Consider the following 15309-nt stretch of genomic DNA (forward strand, 5'->3'; position numbering starts at 1 on the left):
CGCAGCCCAATTGGCCCCGCCGCAAATGCGCGAGGTCTACACAGGCCGAAGTGGCCGCCGAGAGTTAGAGAGAGGCTTTCGCCTGTGCCGCTTTAGCCCGTGCCATCATGGCCCGCGCCTGCCTCTGCTGAGGCGGGGCATAGAGCGCCGAAACCCGCGCTATAAAGGTAGAGATTTCCTCAAGGCCATCTGCCAGCCCACGCTCAACCGCATCTTGACCCCAGAAAACATCCCCGCCATGTGCGGTGTTTCCGCTGCGGCTCAGGCTCACCTTGAGATCGTCGATCGGGATCCCGCGACCTTCAGAAACAGCAGCGTGAAAATCTGCCTCCATCGCGTTCAGGCGGTCCAGCGCTAACGCCCGCCCCTCATCCGTGGACAGGTCCGGACGCTTGGCTCCGGCATGTTGCGAGGTCAAAATATAGTCCTGATAACCTGAACTACCCGACTGCACCGGCTGGTTGCTGTTCATCATGGTGCCGACCGACCCGACCCACGCGCCAGGGCTGACGATGATTTCTGTGCACTGGCTGGCAAGCCAGTAGCCAGCAGAAGCCGCAAGCGGATAGACAAACGCATGCACAGGCTTCACCGCAGCACAAGCCTTGACCGCCTCGACTGCCCCCTGAACACCTACGACCGCCCCACCCGGCGTGTCAAAAAACAGCACCACTCCGCGCACCTCATCACTGGCAGCAAGCGCGCCCATGGTGTCAATCAGCCCGTGATAGGTTGCCCAACCAAACCAGCGCTCAAGGATCTCAGAATTTGGAGACAGGACACCGCGAACAGGCATATAGGCAATGCCACGATGGACCGCATAGCGCTCGCCCCGTTCGACCTTGACGCCAGCGCCGACCATAGCCTGCATCGCGTCGACACTCTCAGGAGCTTGACCTGGAAGAACAGCGTCAAGCATGGGTAGATGCTCTGCACAGATCGCAACCGCAGCTGTTCCCAGTAGCGCACCAATGGTTGTCCCGCTCATTTCTCTTTCCCCTTTGCGTCCTTGCTGTCATCCCGCGTCATGTTCGGTGCAGGGTTCATTTTGTCGCCGCCCTCAGTTGGCGGCAGGCCAAGCTTTTTCCGCCCATCATTCGGGGTGTATACGGGACCACCAACCGCCTTGGTTACCGCCTCGATCTGATCCTTGATTGTCGGCTGTAGTAGCGCCCCAAAATCATGACGCAGGAACAATCCTCGATCGCGCTCACCCCGTGTAAGGATCGACAGCGCCAACGTCTGTTCTGCCAGACCTGACCAATGCAGCAGACAATCTGTCAGATAGTCGATCGCCTGCTGCTCCCCATTTGCCTTCACGCCGTATTCCAGCATCTGCAATTTGGACGGCGGCATACGGTAGATTGCGGCCAGTTGCTCACGATCAAATTTGCGGCTGGACAACAGCTCTTGATCTGCGGCGGTCAGATCCAGGCTCTTGATATCGTCATCAGGACCAAGCACGGGAATGCCGTCCGAATTCGGGTTGGTCAGATGATCCTTCAACCGCTTCGCATTTCGGGTCCGCGCGCCGTCGTCTTCATAGTGATCGCCCAGCTTCATGAACGCCTTGGAATGCGCGCCGGAAACAGACCGCGCAGCCGATTCCTGCCCCGCAAATGCAAGCCCTACTGTCTCACTGGCCACCTGTAGCGGAGAACGCCCCGTCCAACCATCCAGAGCCATGTAACGCAGATGCACCATCGATCGGCTGGGAACACGACGATACACACCCGCCCCATCGGTAAAATCGTAAAACCGGGCGCGGCCAGCCCGCAGTGGATTGCATCCATCTTGATCAATCACCTCGATCATTTCCAGATCACCGCCACCATCACGGGGGCCATATGCAAAACCATTGCCACGCAGGGCCCAAGCATAGACCAGCGCAAAGCGCATGACCTTTGCGGGCACCCCCTCTGATGCCTCGACGTTCAGCAGATAGGCCGCAGGATGATGGCGCACTCGGACCTCCTGGCCATCCGCCTTGCGCTCCCAGATCTTCAGCGGAACCTTGGACAGATCCCCCGCAATATTATTACAGCAGGCAAACACCGTGCCATGTTGCTCAGCCCGCCGCGCAGTGACATTTGGAAGGCGCTGCGACCCGGTGCCGCCACGGCCGCCACCGAAACCGATTTCAGTCATCCACGGTTCTGGTCGGGCCACGCCAGAAGTCTCCGCAATAGCTTCGACCATCGGCGGCTCAACCCGAACCGGCATTCTAGTATTGGCCGAATTGCCGCGTGTGATTTCCAGACCGAAGACTTTCATACGACCTCAACTTCCCGCGCCTTGCGTTTCTCTTCGCCCACCTCAGCCCGCCCCAGCGCCATAATGGCAGCTACGGCGGCATCGATACGCCCCGTCGATTTCTTCTTGTTCGGCTTGATGTTCTCCGCCGCATCTTCGTCGCGATGAACATTGCCAACCTGCCATGCCAGGACGGGATTGCCGCCATGGCGGATCTTGCCCTGGGCCACCTTTTCCTCGAACCGCTTCATTGGGTTCGACATTGAGCCATAGCCCTGCCGGTGTTCGACCATCGGGAACCGGCGCTTATCCAGCTTGTCAGCCAGATACTTCATGCCCCAGGGGTCATAGGCCACTTCCTGCAAATCGAAATGCTTGCGGATCCACTCAAGTCGATCGGCGATGGCATCCTCATCAATGGTCCCGCCCTGATGAACCTCCAGCCAGCCCTGATCCCGCCAGCCCACGTATTCGCGTTTTTCCGTCTGTGCTCTCTGGATGAAACCCTTCGGCCCCGCCGGTAGAAAGGTGTAGGTGATCAGATAGATCACCCCATCAACAGGCACCGCCACCACGATTGCTGTGGTGTCGACCTTGTTTGACAGATCCAACCCCACCCAGGCTTTGCGCCCATAGAGCATCGCCGGATCAAACGGCGCTTTCGCAAGGCCCTGATCCCAGACATCCCTTGCAATCCAAGTCTCCGCACCCTCGGTCCAAAGGTTCAGGTGAAACCTTTTGAAGTTCGGCATCCGGCCCGCAATGGCCAACGCTTTCTTGAGCGTGTCCTGCATCGCATCGATCTGCTTACTGACACCCAGGTTCGGGTTTCCCATGGCCCAGAACTGCGGATCTGCCGGATCACAGTCCGCAGGCGGCTCCGCGATGAACCCAAAGAAGGAATCATCTTCAACGGACCCGCGCAGGACACTCTCACCATAGTCGCGCAGCTCGCCGCAGAGTGAGCTGCGGTCTTGCCCAGCCGTAGTGATTACCCAGTCAATTGGCTGCGCCCGCGCAATCATCGATTCAACAATCGTGTCTGCCAGTTCCCGATCGGTCCAGCGGTGCATTTCATCACGCGCCAAGAAGCTGGGGTTAATCCCGTCCGAGGAATCCCCGTCACGGCTCAGACACGCGATGAAACCATCAGTCCGCGGACTTTCGATCGACGCGCGCCAGACCCTCATCATCTGGCGCAACAGCGGCGATCGCTTGATCATCCGCTTCATCTCTTTGAACAGCAGACCGGCCTGATCTTTGGTGGTTGCAGCACAGTACCCCTGCGGTGCCGCCTCCCCGTCAAACAACTGAGTGTAGAGCATCGGAACCGCAGTATCGGTGGTCTTGCCGTTCTTCTTGCCAACCTGATGATAGGTTGAGCGAAACCGGCGCAGGCCGGTCTCAGCACGTTTCCACCCGAAGACCGACCCGTGCCGGAACTCTTGCCACGGCTCCAGCTTCAGCGGCTGGCCAGCCATGGGCCCGGTTGTGTGCTGGAGCATGCCACCCCAGCGAATAATCCGACTGGCCGCCTCGCAATCAAAGACCAGACCCCGATCTGCCCCGGTCTCAAGATCCAGCAAGTGGCGCTCGCAGGCCATGCGAACCAGTTCACCAGCGACAGTATCCCCTTCAACCACCCCGAGCGCATAACGGGATACCGGGTGGTCAATTGGTTCCATTCAACTGTTTCATGACCTCATCGAAGAGATCACCCTGATCACCGCCCTCCAAGCGGGCGGCATCGACCGGAGACAGGCCGAATAGCGCAGAGTCTCGCCGCATGCTCGCAGCGGCGGTATCCTGCAATGCCAGCGCTGGATGTTTACGGCGCTGGTTGCCATTGCGGCCCTTACCGGTTTCATAAAACAGGCCTTCAAGCGCCAGCGTATTCGTGGCCTGGATAAAGTTCGACACCGCCGAACAATAAGAACCGAACTGGTATTTGTAGAGCAGTTCAAGCCGCCCCTTCTTGACCAGCTCCGGCGCTAGCTCATCCCAGACCTGCCGTCCCAGATCATCAAGGAAATCCGGCGCAACCGGGATCTCTTTGGGCATGTCACCTTTCATGGGAATGACATTTTCAAGGTTCGGCTTGCGTCCCTTCATCTCTGCCCCTCCTTTCAAAGTGGGTTTTTTTCTCCAATTTCACGCTCGCGAAAACAAAGGTATGTCCGCCGGTTACGGATATAACGCCCCTAATTTCCGGATACCCCCCCACCGTGGAAGACCTCGCGCGCCGTCTTTCGGCTGTGGCACCGGTGGCAAAGCGACTGCCAGTTCTTGCGATCCCAGAATAGTTTCCGATCACCTTTGTGAGGCTCGATGTGGTCAACATCCGTTGCCGGTTCGATCACACCCAATTCGCCACAATCGCGACACAGAGGGAACTGGCGCAGGAACGCCTTGCTAGCAGCGCGCCAGCGTGGATCCGCATAGAGCGCTCTCGCCATCAGCGCCGCCTCTGATGTCTGCGCCTTGGCCCGTCGCGCCTTCAGCTTGCCCTGACGCTCAGCCTCATGCTGATCACAGTGAGACAACCCAGGCAGCGCATAGTCTTCGCAGCCAGAGGCCACACAGATCTTTAGCTGCGGCACGGGAAACCCTCACTGTTCAGGAAGCACCAACGCAAAAACGCCCGCCGGTTTCCCGTGGGCGCATTTGGTGATGATGTACTATTCATGCCTCGCAGGTGGGTTAAGTGTCAACACCCTTTCTCAGACTGACAGATCGTAGCCCTGCATTCTGTCCAGAGCGGCGCAGAGTGAAGCCCGTAGCGACTGGATCGCGCGACCGTCCTTTGCCCAGCCATGCGAAGCCAAGACGCCCTCCAGCGGCAGATCGCCAAGGCACACCAAATCGACAAGACGCCGAACATAGATGGCCGACCGCTTGCGCCCACCGTTCTGTGACGGACGAATACGCCGCACCTCCTTTGCCAACCCATCGCCGATCCTACGCTGCAACGCGCGCAACCGTTGGAAGTCGCGGAAGATCGCCTCTTCCCGATCACCGCCGCCGCCACTGGAATTGACCGCCTCAAGGGAGGAGCACTTGACACCCGATGCGCTCACCCGCTCCACCAACGAGGCATAGTCTCGGCCCGCGCTGATCTGCCCGAACGTGAACGGCGGCACATAGGGCTGCGGATCTTTCCCCTCCAGCTCCAACCGGTGCTGAACCGCCCGATGCGCCTTACGTGCGGCGCGATCCATCTCATCGAACACATCAGCCACCCGCGCGGCATCCCTGCCTTCATGCCCTGACTTGACCGCCGCAAAGCCACCGTTGCCCGTCGCCCGGATTTCTCGCGGTGTGAACTGGATCATGGGGCCGCGCCCCGGCGCCAGCGGGATTGCGTCACCACAAGCCAACGGTACAGCACCGCGCGCCTTGATTGCGGCAATCCGGTCAGCCTCGGCCTGTAGCCGCGCGACACCATCGGGCGCGACGATCACCACATGTTCGGTCATGCTGCACCCCCGCTCTCGACGATCGCAACAATGCGCCGGCACTTCTCTGATGCCTGCGCGCGCGCTGACCGCAGCCGCTGATCTTCCTCGGATACGACACCGCCGCGTTGCTCGGCTTCTGCCATCCGAGTAATGCGCCGCCTGGCCTCAACTGACCGCTCGCGGATCTGTCGCACATCATACTCGCGCGGCCACACCCGATGGCTCCGCAGATGCGCCAACAGCTCCGGCGCGAAATCCTCCGCCATCGCGGCCTTGCCCAGGGCACCGCCAAATACCGCGCGAAACAGCGGCGAGGCGTCATCGGCAGGCGCTTGGATCTGTGCCGCCCAGCTCAACACCTTGGCAGCAATCGGAAACCGATCCTTACTCTTGCCGCTCGGCATCGATCGCACCTGTTCGGCCAACGCCTGCAGGTTCAGATCCGTCATATAGGCCAGCTTGCCGCAGAGTTCGTCCTGCATCACCTTGAACTGCGCCACCGTCATTCCCGATGGCTTCACCAACCCCAGCCGGATCAGCGGATCAATCAGATGCTCCCGCACCCGCTTTTCGCCCGCGTGTTGCTCTCTAGCGTCCATATCTGCTCTGCCTTTCTTCTAAGCAATTCCAAGTTATCCACAGGCGTCCCGCCAGAGTTCTGCGCTAGTAAGGTGTTCTGTATTATTCTGTTTTGTGTTGTTCTGTTCTGTAGGGCAATTTCACTTGCCGGGTGAAATCATGCTGAAATGTAGTGAAATCATTTCAGTTGTATTTCAGTAGGATTTCACGTGCGCCGATGCGCCGACAGCGGCGTCACAGCGCCGGTATACCCCAGCACCTCGGCCATCGCCGCGCGCAGGTTGTCGGGCGTGATGTAGATGTCAGCATGATCGAAATGCTCTGCCAACATCTGGATTGCACCCTTGTCCGCAGCCATATGCTCGGGAACACCCATTTCCTGCATCTTGGTGCGGATCTTGTGCCGCTTCAGCGCCATACGCGAGGAATCCCGCGCCGCGTCCCTGCCGCGCTTGCGCTTGTACATGTCCTTGACAACGTCCTCGATATCAGGATGGCCGAGGCGCTCGGTCATTGCCCCAGTCCTGGGATCTTCGACCAACACGGTGATCCACCCTTTCAAGACCCGCGCGCGCACGGCAAGCCACTCATCCAGGCTGCGAAACCGCGCGAGGTCGGCCAACTCGATATCATCAGTCGGCAGGGTGCCTGCTGGGTCTTCCCGCATGGCCTCTGCCTGAAGGATCACTGCGGTGCCGATATCCTCCCGTCGCCCCGCCATCACCGACGTGCGCACAAAGGAAGAGCCGAGGAACTGATGCCCATGAAACGGAAACCAGTCATGCGACGATAGGGTTTCCCCCAGTTTCAGCGGCCATGGGTCAGGCATCGCCTGCACCACGTCATTGATTTGGCCGTCCATTCTGACCTCCCTGCTGCTCGATATTTTTCTTACGAACCGTCTGAAACGCGCGCCCATGCGCGTGGCTGTGTCGAACGAACTCAACCCCGCCCCGACGCTGCAGAAGCATCCGGTCTAGCTCTTTGAAATCGGCGTCCCAGTCGGCAGATTGCTCACGCCGCTTGGCCACCTGCTTACAGCCATAGACCACAGTCGTATGGCACTGCTGGCCGAGGGCCGAAGCGATGGCCGAGACACCCAATTGCGTATGCCTGCGCAGCATCACCATCGCCATTTGACGCGGCCAGGACACCCGCCGTGACCGGTCAGGACCGATCAGCACATCGACCTTCAGCTGATAGAAGTCGGCGACAGCTTGGACGACCTCGTGTGATATTAGACGGCGCTGCCGACGTGGCGATGTCCGAGACGTGCCAGCCGGGACCGAGGCGAGAACATCAGCCATCAGGCACCCCCATCCAGCAGATAAACAGGCCGCATCGCGCCTAATCCGGCACAGACAGCGCGCCAGACCTCTGCCGACTGCCGCCAGCCCTCGATCGGGGGCACCACGACAACCTCAGCAACGCGAGAAACCGGGCCAACCTCAGCGCTGGCCGCGCCGGTCTCAAATGCCGATAGCGCAGGCGACAAGGGCAGCAGCCCTGCCCCACTCAACAATCCCGCCCATTCCGCCGCGTAGTCAGCCGCCAACACAGGACCGCCGGGAAAATCCGAATAAGGCGTGGCGAGGCAGGCAACGCGCCCCCGTTCACGCGCAGCAACCTCATCAAGCGTCACCCCATCGCGCAGCAAATCTGTGACGCCCCAATACCACCGCAACCAGACCCAATCAGGCCGGTCAGGAAACGCCAAAGCGCAGGACTGAAGGTCAAGCATGGCAACCCCCTTGGAAAAAGGGGCGCGCGGCACAAGCTGCACCAACGCGCCCAGGTTCCATCAGGGAGGATAAGGGGGCCACATGCAGGCGCGCCTGCCCCCGATCGGCGACGAAGCGAGGGTGGCGGCCCTCTGTGCCCGCTGCGTTTTTGATGACAACCGAGGCTTGTTCGCCGCTCTGATTGCCTGCACCTTTAGCGGTAGCAAAACATGCACCGAAAGGGATAACATGACTGTCATTCACCTTGCCCGCACCACCATCGCTGCCAGCCTTGCTACGATGTGGATCACCGGGCCAGCGCAAGCCAACTTTCTCTGTAACGATGTTGCCGCGTTCGAAGTGTGCAGAGCACTCAACCCAGGCACCCCGGACTTCAGCCAGATCAAAGATTGCATGCAGGTCGAACAAACTGCCTGCCTTGCATACGCTGACCTTTCCAAGCGCACCGGAGACACGCTCTCCCGACGCGAGACCGAGGCAGTGAAACAATGCGGCGGCCGGGGCGAGGTATCGCTGCACTGGCTGCATCAATATGACTGCCTGCGAAATCATATCCGCGAGCGCAACGAAGAAACCTACCAACGCTTTCTTGCGGATAGAAACCTGACCAATCCAGACAGGGCTGGCCGTTACTGCATTTTTGCCAACATTGACCCCGCGAAGGTGGAACAATGCCTGGACGCCGAAGTCAAAAACTTCAAGCACGGAGAATGATCCAGGTAGGCGGCATCCCGATGCCGCTCCGCCATTCCGATATGTGGAGTACGCCCCGCAACGTGAGATCATTGCGCGTCACCACCGGACCGAGCCGCCACCTCATTCTCATCAAGAAACCGCTCCACTACGAGCATGAGGCGGGCCTGCACACGCCCCGTATCACGGAGCCTGCGGATAATCGTGTCATCACCTGCAACATGCTTGCCGAAATATCCGAGCGTCCAATTCCGCGCTTCACAATATTTCTCAACCCTCTCAAGGAGAAGCCGGATTTCGCCACTGAGGGGACCGCCTGAGACGTCAAGCCATGTATGTTCAACTGGTTTCATGCTTCGCAGTAATATCCATTATTTTGGACACGTCAACATTCCAAAATAAAGGACGTGCGCACATATCCAATCTAATGGATAATCTCGGCATGAATGGCACATATGACACCAACGCGATGAGGAAGCGCCTACTGCTGCTACTTGAGCAGTCCGGCCTGTCCATGCGCGAGGCAAGCAAGCGCGGCGGTACAACCCCCGGATATCTACACTCCGTCCTAAAGGATGGAGCCGAACCTACTGTTCAAAAGCTCGCAAAGATCTGTGAAGCGAATGGGTTCAGTCTTGCTTTTGTTCTTTTTGGCTTTGAGATTTCCCCTGAGACCGAGCGCCTGATGACGCTGATGGAGCAAGATACTCGCGCGCGCGACGGTATTCTTGCTCTGCTAGAAAAAGACTAGCATCCTCACCGTAGACCCGCAAAGCAGCCAACTCCCGCTCACTCATATTGAGTAATTTTTGGCAAAATTTAGCTACTTTCAATCTACTACTCCGGGCGAACAAATATTTTCACAACCAATAGCTGCAACGCCTTGACCCCAGAGGTCAAGCAGTTGCATGGTGGTTCCTGAATTTAGGAATATCTTTGACATGCACGGATTTAGAGAAAGACTTAGCGAGGCAGTAAAAAACTCACCATATGGTGACGATATCTGGCGCCTCTCAACAGCAGCAGGCTTGGGTAAAAAGACACTCTACAACATCATAAACGACAAGAAACTCGACATCTCAAAAACCGGGCCAGGTCTATTTGGCATGGCTCGAGTAGCGTCCCTGCTCGGAACAACCCTTGACCATCTCGCGGGGATAGCGCCACCGGTACGCCGTTTATCCACCCAACTTGACAGCGCCGATCAACTCCTCAGCCACGCCTCAGCGACGCTGGTCGCTCAGCACTCACGGAGCAATGGAACACCTACCATCGACTCCTTGATGCGGACACATCTAAAGTCAGGAGGCATCTTAGAGGGCTTTACAGAAACACTGGCGTACTGCGACCAATATGCCCCTTGTGCACCCGACGCCTCCAGCTTGAAAGTCGTTGAAGTTGGCGTAAAAAGCCTCGCGGCGATCACAATGGGCCAACCTAACGCCCGCCTCTTGCAGACGGCCTTGGACACGGTGCCCGACGATGAACTAAAGAGGCGCTGGGTTTCTGCATATGCCAGCACCTCAATAAACGGCCCACTTGTATCGCTGGAAACGTTAGACGTTCAAATGCCGAACCACCCTGTACGAGTAAAGATGGAATTCATCCGCGGGCTATTCCCCGTGAGATCCGACACACTCGGCAGGCGCATCCTTAATTACTCTTTGCTGATTGTCTGAGCGATCCCGTCGAGGGCCATTACTGCGAAGAGCCGCACGGAGCGAAGCGCCTGCAAACGACCAAATTTCGTCTCTTGGAAGCAACGCAAGCCATTCAGAATTCGATCGAGGCGGCGGCGGCGACAACCAATTGAAAGGTTCAGGAAGCAAGGTTGAAAACCCATAAATCACACCTGCCCCGCGCGCCAAATCTTCCTCTCTGACAAAGCAGTAAATCCAGTCTGGATCCCATTTTAAGGAAACAGCCAAGTGTCCCAATGCTACAAATGAGCGAAGTGCTACGCGTGAACCCCTTTCGGATGAATTGACGTAAAGATCCCCAAAGTAGACAAGACGCCCGAATAGTTTTTTTTCCACCTCTGGGCGAACTTTTTCAATTACCGGGGCATCTGAATTAGCCCCATATGCACGTTTTAGGGTTCTGGACCAGTATCTGGATATACTCTCGCGCCCGATATCTTCGAGGCGCGCGCACCCCGCAAATACAGGTGTATCCCCCTTCATAGCGACCAGCCATATAACGTTGTTCTCCGTGAAATCGTTGTGTCCTGGATTTGATAGGGGGGTTAGATACGACTTTCCCAACAGGTCGACCAAACCCGGCACAGTTGAAACATCATCAACCTCCTTGACCTCATACCCCCAATCCGACAGGCGGCCACTCAAACGTCCAATCGCCTCAGCCAACGCAACTGTTCGCATAATTCACTCCTTTTTCTCGTTGGGCTGACCCCCAACAGCCCACACTCATAACATCGCACCGATGTGCTACCAATCGCGCGAGTCGTGTAAGCAATTGTCCTAAATATCGGACACACACCTTGACTATCCATTTTATTGGACATAATGCTAGCCCAGAACCTTCACTGGGAGAGCCGCAATGCACCTTGCAATTCATGGTCCAACCGAGAACAGCCGTATAAAACTCTCAATCTGGCTGCATCACGAACCCCAACCCAGCGACCCCCAGCCGGCTAGCGAAGCGCCATTAGCTGCGAATGGGCTCACCCACCGCATCCGCCGCCACATTGTCGCGACAGGCCTTCCCGCCCGTCCGCCGACATTGATCGCCAAAGGCGCGATCGCATGACCCGCCAGCCTTTTGCCGAGATGCCACCCGCCCAGCAGGCGGGGATCCTCTGCAATGACCCGCGCTTTCAGGAATTCGCCGCACAGCGCAGCGGCTTTCCCGGCAAATCGCTGATGTCCAGCGCCGCCGCTGAATACGTCCGCATGATCTGCGGCGTGAACAGCCGTGGCCTGCTCAACAGCAACAAGGCCGCTGCCGACCGCTTCGCCGCCCTGCGCACCGAATTCGACGCCTGGACAGGCAAAATCGCGACCCCGTACCGGTGATCGGAGCAACCATGCAAACCAGAGCACATACCCCGCCCCGTGTACCTGTCACAGGTACACAGGCCGTGCCAAAACAGACCGGCGACAGGCTGAAAAAGATCGAAATATTCGGCCTCAAGGCGCTTTGGCTTCACTTTGCCGACGAAATGGACCTGCGCCGCCTCGCAATCCTTCATCTGCGTATCCGCAGAAAAGAACGCGCCCTGCACGATCTGAAAGAAGAGCAACGCCAGATCAGGCGAAAATGCACCCGCCGAATGCAGCGCGCCAGAAGCAGCAGTTGACTACACCCGCAGCGCGAGCGCTGCGACTAGGGCGCGGCACCCCACTCACGGAAACCGGCCGCGCCCCAAATGGAACCAAGCACCGAAAGGCCCTAAGATGAACGCTCACAGTGAAATCAAGACTGATGTCGCCACCAAATCACTCAAGGTCGACATCTCAGAACTTCGCGCTGCCCTCGCTTGGGTCAACAAGGTGCGGGAAACGTGGTCTCGCATCCCGATCTTGAGCCAGAACCTGTTTCAGGTTGAAGACGGTCAGCTGACTATTACTGCCACCTGCCTTGATCGCGAAGCACGGCAGACACTCTCCTGCGACACCTCTGAAGCTTGGTCATTTGTGATGAACGGCCACCGGGTGATGAAAGTCACGGCAGGTCTGTCCGGCACCGTCACCATTGAGCACGACATTGCCAAGGATCTCCTCACACTGACGGCTGACGGCATGTCCCTGGCCATGAACGTTATGGCACCGCCAGAGGACTGGCCAACTATCAATAAGCAAAAGCCCCTGGGCGGCATTGAGGTCGGTGAAAACGTCCTCCTCCGCGCGCTTACCTTGGTCAAACCGTGCATCTCGACCGAAGAAACCCGATACTATCTGAACGGGATCTACTGGACCTCACACGACGGTGCGTCACGCATGGTGACGACGAACGGGCATAGGCTCGCGCGCCTGGATCTTGAAGCTCCATATCCGCCATTTGATGTGATCTTCCCGCGGATCGGCATAACGCCGCTTTCAGCCATGCTGACCGCAAACGGCAATCAGCTTGCCAAGATCACTTATCGCGGTGCCGATAAGACGCCCACCCTTCTTAGTATTGAGATCGGCGACCGAGAACTGCACTGCAAACTGATCGATGGCACATATCCCGATTACAACCGGGTCATCCCCTCAGTCGACGGGGAACAGGCGTTCGATATCATCATTCCCAAATCCGCCACTCAGCGCCTCCGCTTGATGGCTGGACCGGACGACCTTGGCTGCAAGATTTCCCCTGAAAAGGGCACTATGACGATTGGCCGAGAGGATCACGATGGCAAGTTGTCTGTGACTTATGCCGCCAAGGGCAAGTCTGGGCCGGATATCGGTTTCAACACTGTCTACCTGGCGCAGACGACAGCAACGATGGGGGACGTTCGTTTGCGCGCGAAAGACAAGGGCGCGCCTGCCTTGGCTACCAGTGAGGCACATACGGATCTGATCATGGTCCTGATGCCGATGCGGGTTTGAACCGCCTTATAGCCCTGAAAACGCACCTCTTTGATGGAGAGAGATATGGCTAAAGTCCTGATCGGATGTGAAACCAGCGGTATTGTCAGAGAGGCATTCCTTGCCCTCGGGCATGATGCGTGGTCGTGCGATCTGCTGCCCTCCGACACGCCGACCAATCGCCACATTCAAGGCGACATTCGCGATGTCATGCAGGACAGCTGGGATCTGATGGCCGTGATGCACCCGCCATGCACTCGACTTTGCAACAGCGGCGTGCGGTGGCTGACACAAGCGCCAACGGGCCGCAGTCTTGATGAAATGTGGCGCGAGCTGGACGATGGCGCAGCGCTCTTTTCAGCCTGCTGGAACGTGCCCCACATCCCATGCGTGGCTATCGAAAACCCGGTAATGCACCGTCACGCCAAAGAGCGGATCGAGAACTACGAACCGCCAGCCCAAACCGTGCAGCCATGGCAGTTTGGCAGCGCCCCCGACGGCCCCGACAATGAAAAAAAGCGGACCTGTCTTTGGCTTCGCGGCCTGCCCCAACTGAGCCACACCGGCACCCTAGACGGCAGCACCGCCCGCGACAGCGTTCACAAAGCCAGCCCCGGCGCTGATCGTTGGAAGATCCGCAGCAAGTTCTTTCCAGGCCTTGCCGCTGCGATGGCTGATCAATGGGGCGCTGCATCGCAGGCCCGCTACGCGGCCGCAGCCGCTTAACCCCAACCCCCTATCGGGAGCCAGATATGACACAGCAACTCATCGCCGTAGATGCAAATGCGCTCGCAAGCCTTCAGGACGAGCTGACGGAAATAAAGCGCCTCCTATTGTCCTCAAAAATCAGCCCGCCAGCAAAATGGATCACGGTCGCGGAATACGCGCAAAAGGTGGGGAAATCCGAGGCGACCGTAAGACGATGGATCAGGGATGGCCAGCTTGAGCGAAAGCAGAAGTTGGTCAAGAATCCAGATGCCTAATCGAGGCGCTTGGCCAGCTCTTCAGCGCTTTCATTGTAGTACACGCGCAGCTGCCTCAGATCCGTGTGCCCCACCATCCGGGCCAGCGCCAGTACATCGAGCTTTCTTGAGAGCGCAGTGATCGCCGCATGACGGGAATCATGGAACGTTAGCCCCGTGACAGCCGCCCTATCCCGCAGTTTTCTAAACAGAACATCCAACTGGCGAGACGAAAGACCAAACACCGGATTGAGATCCGGCAAAGCTCGTAGCAGCTCAACCGCCTTGGTCGACAACGGAACCTCTCGCGGCCTGCCATTCTTGGTATGTGTAAGCAGAGCCACCCGGCGATCCAGATCAACCCGATCCCATTCCAACCCAGCAATTTCGCCTGCGCGCATTGCGCTTTCCATAGCGAATTTGAACGCATGGAAAGCGCGAGCCGTTGCTTTGTTCAGATCTTCTCCTGCGCTGATCTGCATTGCCTCTATCTCAGCAGAGGTCGGCAATCGGTCACGCGGCTGCGGTTTCGTCGGCTTACGCACATCGCTAATGGGGTTCGCAGAGATCAATTCCCACTCTTTCCTCGCAACGTTCAGCACCGAAGACATGAGCTGCATCTCGCGAATTACGCTCGCGGGCGCGACTTCCTTTAGGCGCTGATCACGCCACTTTGCGAAATCTCTGGCAGACAAATCTTCCAGCCGGATCTTGGCGATCTCATCTCGACCGATCTTTTCCAGCCGTATCACCTCCCAGCGATGCCCCCGCTTTGAAGGTGATACCTCGCGAGCATAGCGCTCAAACAGCTCGCCCAGCGTCAGCTTCGCCGCAACCTTGTCCTGGTTCAAGATCTCGAATTCAGCCCGAGCGGCCCAGTCTTTGGCCTCTTGCTTTGTCGGAAATACCTTTGACTTTCTGACACCATTGCGGGCAACCTCGGCCCGATATCCCGATTTTAGCTTACGAATAGACGCCATGAATTACGCACCGTGCGGAAAATATGCGTAAACGAATACACATTCCTGCAGATCATGGGTAGCCACTCAGGCCGCCAAAATCCGTAACCACTTTGTTTTAGATGGATAAA

General features: G+C 57.9%; 21 protein-coding genes. 9 read left to right on the forward strand and 12 right to left on the reverse strand.

Annotation, left to right across the window (positions count from 1 at the left end):
- Positions 1–64: 64 nt before the first annotated feature.
- The 10 genes from VWZ87_RS10355 to VWZ87_RS10400 form a co-directional block, all read right to left on the reverse strand.
- Positions 65–988 (reverse strand): S49 family peptidase, encoded by a 924-nt coding sequence (locus VWZ87_RS10355; protein ID WP_416535816.1) that lies wholly within the window; start codon positions 986–988, stop codon positions 65–67.
- Complete coding sequence (locus VWZ87_RS10360) at positions 985–2274, reverse strand: phage portal protein (protein ID WP_416535815.1); 1290 nt, start codon at positions 2272–2274, stop codon at positions 985–987. The genes VWZ87_RS10355 and VWZ87_RS10360 overlap by 4 nt, the downstream gene beginning before the upstream one ends.
- Positions 2271–3938 (reverse strand): terminase large subunit, encoded by a 1668-nt coding sequence (locus VWZ87_RS10365; protein WP_416535814.1) that lies wholly within the window; start codon positions 3936–3938, stop codon positions 2271–2273. The genes VWZ87_RS10360 and VWZ87_RS10365 overlap by 4 nt, the downstream gene beginning before the upstream one ends.
- A complete protein-coding gene (locus VWZ87_RS10370; protein WP_416535813.1) occupies positions 3925–4365 on the reverse strand; it encodes a phage terminase small subunit P27 family in 441 nt (146 codons plus the stop codon). The genes VWZ87_RS10365 and VWZ87_RS10370 overlap by 14 nt, the downstream gene beginning before the upstream one ends.
- 89 nt (positions 4366–4454) lie before the next feature.
- Complete coding sequence (locus VWZ87_RS10375; protein ID WP_416535812.1) at positions 4455–4853, reverse strand: HNH endonuclease signature motif containing protein; 399 nt, start codon at positions 4851–4853, stop codon at positions 4455–4457.
- Between the two features lie 120 nt (positions 4854–4973).
- Complete coding sequence (locus tag VWZ87_RS10380; RefSeq protein WP_416535811.1) at positions 4974–5729, reverse strand: hypothetical protein; 756 nt, start codon at positions 5727–5729, stop codon at positions 4974–4976.
- On the reverse strand, positions 5726–6310 hold the full coding sequence (locus tag VWZ87_RS10385; RefSeq protein WP_416535810.1) for a hypothetical protein: 585 nt from the start codon (positions 6308–6310) through the stop codon (positions 5726–5728). The genes VWZ87_RS10380 and VWZ87_RS10385 overlap by 4 nt, the downstream gene beginning before the upstream one ends.
- A gap of 185 nt (positions 6311–6495) precedes the next feature.
- A complete protein-coding gene (locus VWZ87_RS10390) occupies positions 6496–7152 on the reverse strand; it encodes a hypothetical protein (protein ID WP_416535809.1) in 657 nt (218 codons plus the stop codon).
- The gene (locus VWZ87_RS10395; protein ID WP_416535808.1) at positions 7133–7597 is read right to left on the reverse strand and encodes a helix-turn-helix domain-containing protein; all 465 of its coding nucleotides are present in this window, start codon (positions 7595–7597) and stop codon (positions 7133–7135) included. The genes VWZ87_RS10390 and VWZ87_RS10395 overlap by 20 nt, the downstream gene beginning before the upstream one ends.
- Positions 7597–8031, reverse strand: a complete 435-nt coding sequence (locus tag VWZ87_RS10400) for a hypothetical protein (RefSeq protein ID WP_416535807.1) — start codon at positions 8029–8031, stop codon at positions 7597–7599. The genes VWZ87_RS10395 and VWZ87_RS10400 overlap by 1 nt, the downstream gene beginning before the upstream one ends.
- Positions 8032–8113: 82 nt before the next feature.
- On the opposite strand from VWZ87_RS10400, the gene VWZ87_RS10405 reads away from it, so the two are divergent.
- The 4 genes from VWZ87_RS10405 to VWZ87_RS10420 all read left to right on the forward strand — a co-directional run bounded on the left by VWZ87_RS10405 (position 8114) and on the right by VWZ87_RS10420 (position 10404).
- A complete protein-coding gene (locus VWZ87_RS10405) occupies positions 8114–8746 on the forward strand; it encodes a hypothetical protein (RefSeq protein WP_416535806.1) in 633 nt (210 codons plus the stop codon).
- Positions 8743–9045, forward strand: coding sequence for a hypothetical protein (locus VWZ87_RS10410; RefSeq protein ID WP_416535805.1), 303 nt, complete (start codon positions 8743–8745; stop codon positions 9043–9045). The genes VWZ87_RS10405 and VWZ87_RS10410 overlap by 4 nt, the downstream gene beginning before the upstream one ends.
- 11 nt (positions 9046–9056) lie before the next feature.
- The gene (locus VWZ87_RS10415) at positions 9057–9476 is read left to right on the forward strand and encodes a helix-turn-helix domain-containing protein (RefSeq protein WP_416535804.1); all 420 of its coding nucleotides are present in this window, start codon (positions 9057–9059) and stop codon (positions 9474–9476) included.
- A 157-nt stretch (positions 9477–9633) separates the two neighbouring features.
- Positions 9634–10404, forward strand: coding sequence for a hypothetical protein (locus tag VWZ87_RS10420; protein WP_416535803.1), 771 nt, complete (start codon positions 9634–9636; stop codon positions 10402–10404).
- Here the strand turns inward: VWZ87_RS10420 and VWZ87_RS10425 are convergent.
- Complete coding sequence (locus VWZ87_RS10425) at positions 10339–11106, reverse strand: hypothetical protein (RefSeq protein WP_416535802.1); 768 nt, start codon at positions 11104–11106, stop codon at positions 10339–10341. The genes VWZ87_RS10420 and VWZ87_RS10425 overlap by 66 nt on opposite strands.
- Positions 11107–11490: 384 nt before the next feature.
- Between VWZ87_RS10425 and VWZ87_RS10430 the strand changes: the two genes are divergently transcribed.
- The 5 genes from VWZ87_RS10430 to VWZ87_RS10450 all read left to right on the forward strand — a co-directional run bounded on the left by VWZ87_RS10430 (position 11491) and on the right by VWZ87_RS10450 (position 14240).
- A complete protein-coding gene (locus VWZ87_RS10430; RefSeq protein ID WP_416535801.1) occupies positions 11491–11760 on the forward strand; it encodes a hypothetical protein in 270 nt (89 codons plus the stop codon).
- Positions 11761–11825: 65 nt separating this feature from the next.
- The gene (locus VWZ87_RS10435) at positions 11826–12044 is read left to right on the forward strand and encodes a hypothetical protein (RefSeq protein ID WP_416535800.1); all 219 of its coding nucleotides are present in this window, start codon (positions 11826–11828) and stop codon (positions 12042–12044) included.
- 97 nt (positions 12045–12141) lie between these two features.
- A complete protein-coding gene (locus VWZ87_RS10440; RefSeq protein ID WP_416535799.1) occupies positions 12142–13278 on the forward strand; it encodes a DNA polymerase III subunit beta in 1137 nt (378 codons plus the stop codon).
- A gap of 45 nt (positions 13279–13323) precedes the next feature.
- The gene (locus VWZ87_RS10445; protein WP_416535798.1) at positions 13324–13983 is read left to right on the forward strand and encodes a hypothetical protein; all 660 of its coding nucleotides are present in this window, start codon (positions 13324–13326) and stop codon (positions 13981–13983) included.
- A gap of 26 nt (positions 13984–14009) precedes the next feature.
- On the forward strand, positions 14010–14240 hold the full coding sequence (locus VWZ87_RS10450; RefSeq protein WP_052465769.1) for a hypothetical protein: 231 nt from the start codon (positions 14010–14012) through the stop codon (positions 14238–14240).
- Here the strand turns inward: VWZ87_RS10450 and VWZ87_RS10455 are convergent.
- A complete protein-coding gene (locus VWZ87_RS10455; protein ID WP_416535797.1) occupies positions 14237–15199 on the reverse strand; it encodes a tyrosine-type recombinase/integrase in 963 nt (320 codons plus the stop codon). The genes VWZ87_RS10450 and VWZ87_RS10455 overlap by 4 nt on opposite strands.
- Between the last annotated feature and the right edge of the window lie 110 nt (positions 15200–15309).

It is taken from the genome of Phaeobacter sp. JH20_37, from assembly GCF_048056015.1.
In the GTDB taxonomy this organism is placed as follows: Bacteria; Pseudomonadota; Alphaproteobacteria; order Rhodobacterales; family Rhodobacteraceae; genus Phaeobacter; species Phaeobacter bryozoorum.

Excerpts from the sequence above, each read along its gene's own strand:
- VWZ87_RS10355 (WP_416535816.1), bottom strand. The coding sequence starts at position 988 with ATGAGCGGGACAACCATTGGTGCGCTACTGGGAACAGCTGCGGTTGCG.
- VWZ87_RS10360 (WP_416535815.1), bottom strand. The coding sequence starts at position 2,274 with ATGAAAGTCTTCGGTCTGGAAATCACACGCGGCAATTCGGCCAATACT.
- VWZ87_RS10365 (WP_416535814.1), bottom strand. The coding sequence starts at position 3,938 with ATGGAACCAATTGACCACCCGGTATCCCGTTATGCGCTCGGGGTGGTT.
- VWZ87_RS10370 (WP_416535813.1), bottom strand. The coding sequence starts at position 4,365 with ATGAAGGGACGCAAGCCGAACCTTGAAAATGTCATTCCCATGAAAGGT.
- VWZ87_RS10380 (WP_416535811.1), bottom strand. The coding sequence starts at position 5,729 with ATGACCGAACATGTGGTGATCGTCGCGCCCGATGGTGTCGCGCGGCTA.
- VWZ87_RS10385 (WP_416535810.1), bottom strand. The coding sequence starts at position 6,310 with ATGGACGCTAGAGAGCAACACGCGGGCGAAAAGCGGGTGCGGGAGCAT.
- VWZ87_RS10390 (WP_416535809.1), bottom strand. The coding sequence starts at position 7,152 with ATGGACGGCCAAATCAATGACGTGGTGCAGGCGATGCCTGACCCATGG.
- VWZ87_RS10395 (WP_416535808.1), bottom strand. The coding sequence starts at position 7,597 with ATGGCTGATGTTCTCGCCTCGGTCCCGGCTGGCACGTCTCGGACATCG.
- VWZ87_RS10400 (WP_416535807.1), bottom strand. The coding sequence starts at position 8,031 with ATGCTTGACCTTCAGTCCTGCGCTTTGGCGTTTCCTGACCGGCCTGAT.
- VWZ87_RS10405 (WP_416535806.1), top strand. The coding sequence starts at position 8,114 with ATGCAGGCGCGCCTGCCCCCGATCGGCGACGAAGCGAGGGTGGCGGCC.
- VWZ87_RS10410 (WP_416535805.1), top strand. The coding sequence starts at position 8,743 with ATGATCCAGGTAGGCGGCATCCCGATGCCGCTCCGCCATTCCGATATG.
- VWZ87_RS10415 (WP_416535804.1), top strand. The coding sequence starts at position 9,057 with ATGTATGTTCAACTGGTTTCATGCTTCGCAGTAATATCCATTATTTTG.
- VWZ87_RS10420 (WP_416535803.1), top strand. The coding sequence starts at position 9,634 with ATGGTGGTTCCTGAATTTAGGAATATCTTTGACATGCACGGATTTAGA.
- VWZ87_RS10425 (WP_416535802.1), bottom strand. The coding sequence starts at position 11,106 with ATGCGAACAGTTGCGTTGGCTGAGGCGATTGGACGTTTGAGTGGCCGC.
- VWZ87_RS10430 (WP_416535801.1), top strand. The coding sequence starts at position 11,491 with ATGACCCGCCAGCCTTTTGCCGAGATGCCACCCGCCCAGCAGGCGGGG.
- VWZ87_RS10440 (WP_416535799.1), top strand. The coding sequence starts at position 12,142 with ATGAACGCTCACAGTGAAATCAAGACTGATGTCGCCACCAAATCACTC.
- VWZ87_RS10445 (WP_416535798.1), top strand. The coding sequence starts at position 13,324 with ATGGCTAAAGTCCTGATCGGATGTGAAACCAGCGGTATTGTCAGAGAG.
- VWZ87_RS10450 (WP_052465769.1), top strand. The coding sequence starts at position 14,010 with ATGACACAGCAACTCATCGCCGTAGATGCAAATGCGCTCGCAAGCCTT.
- VWZ87_RS10455 (WP_416535797.1), bottom strand. The coding sequence starts at position 15,199 with ATGGCGTCTATTCGTAAGCTAAAATCGGGATATCGGGCCGAGGTTGCC.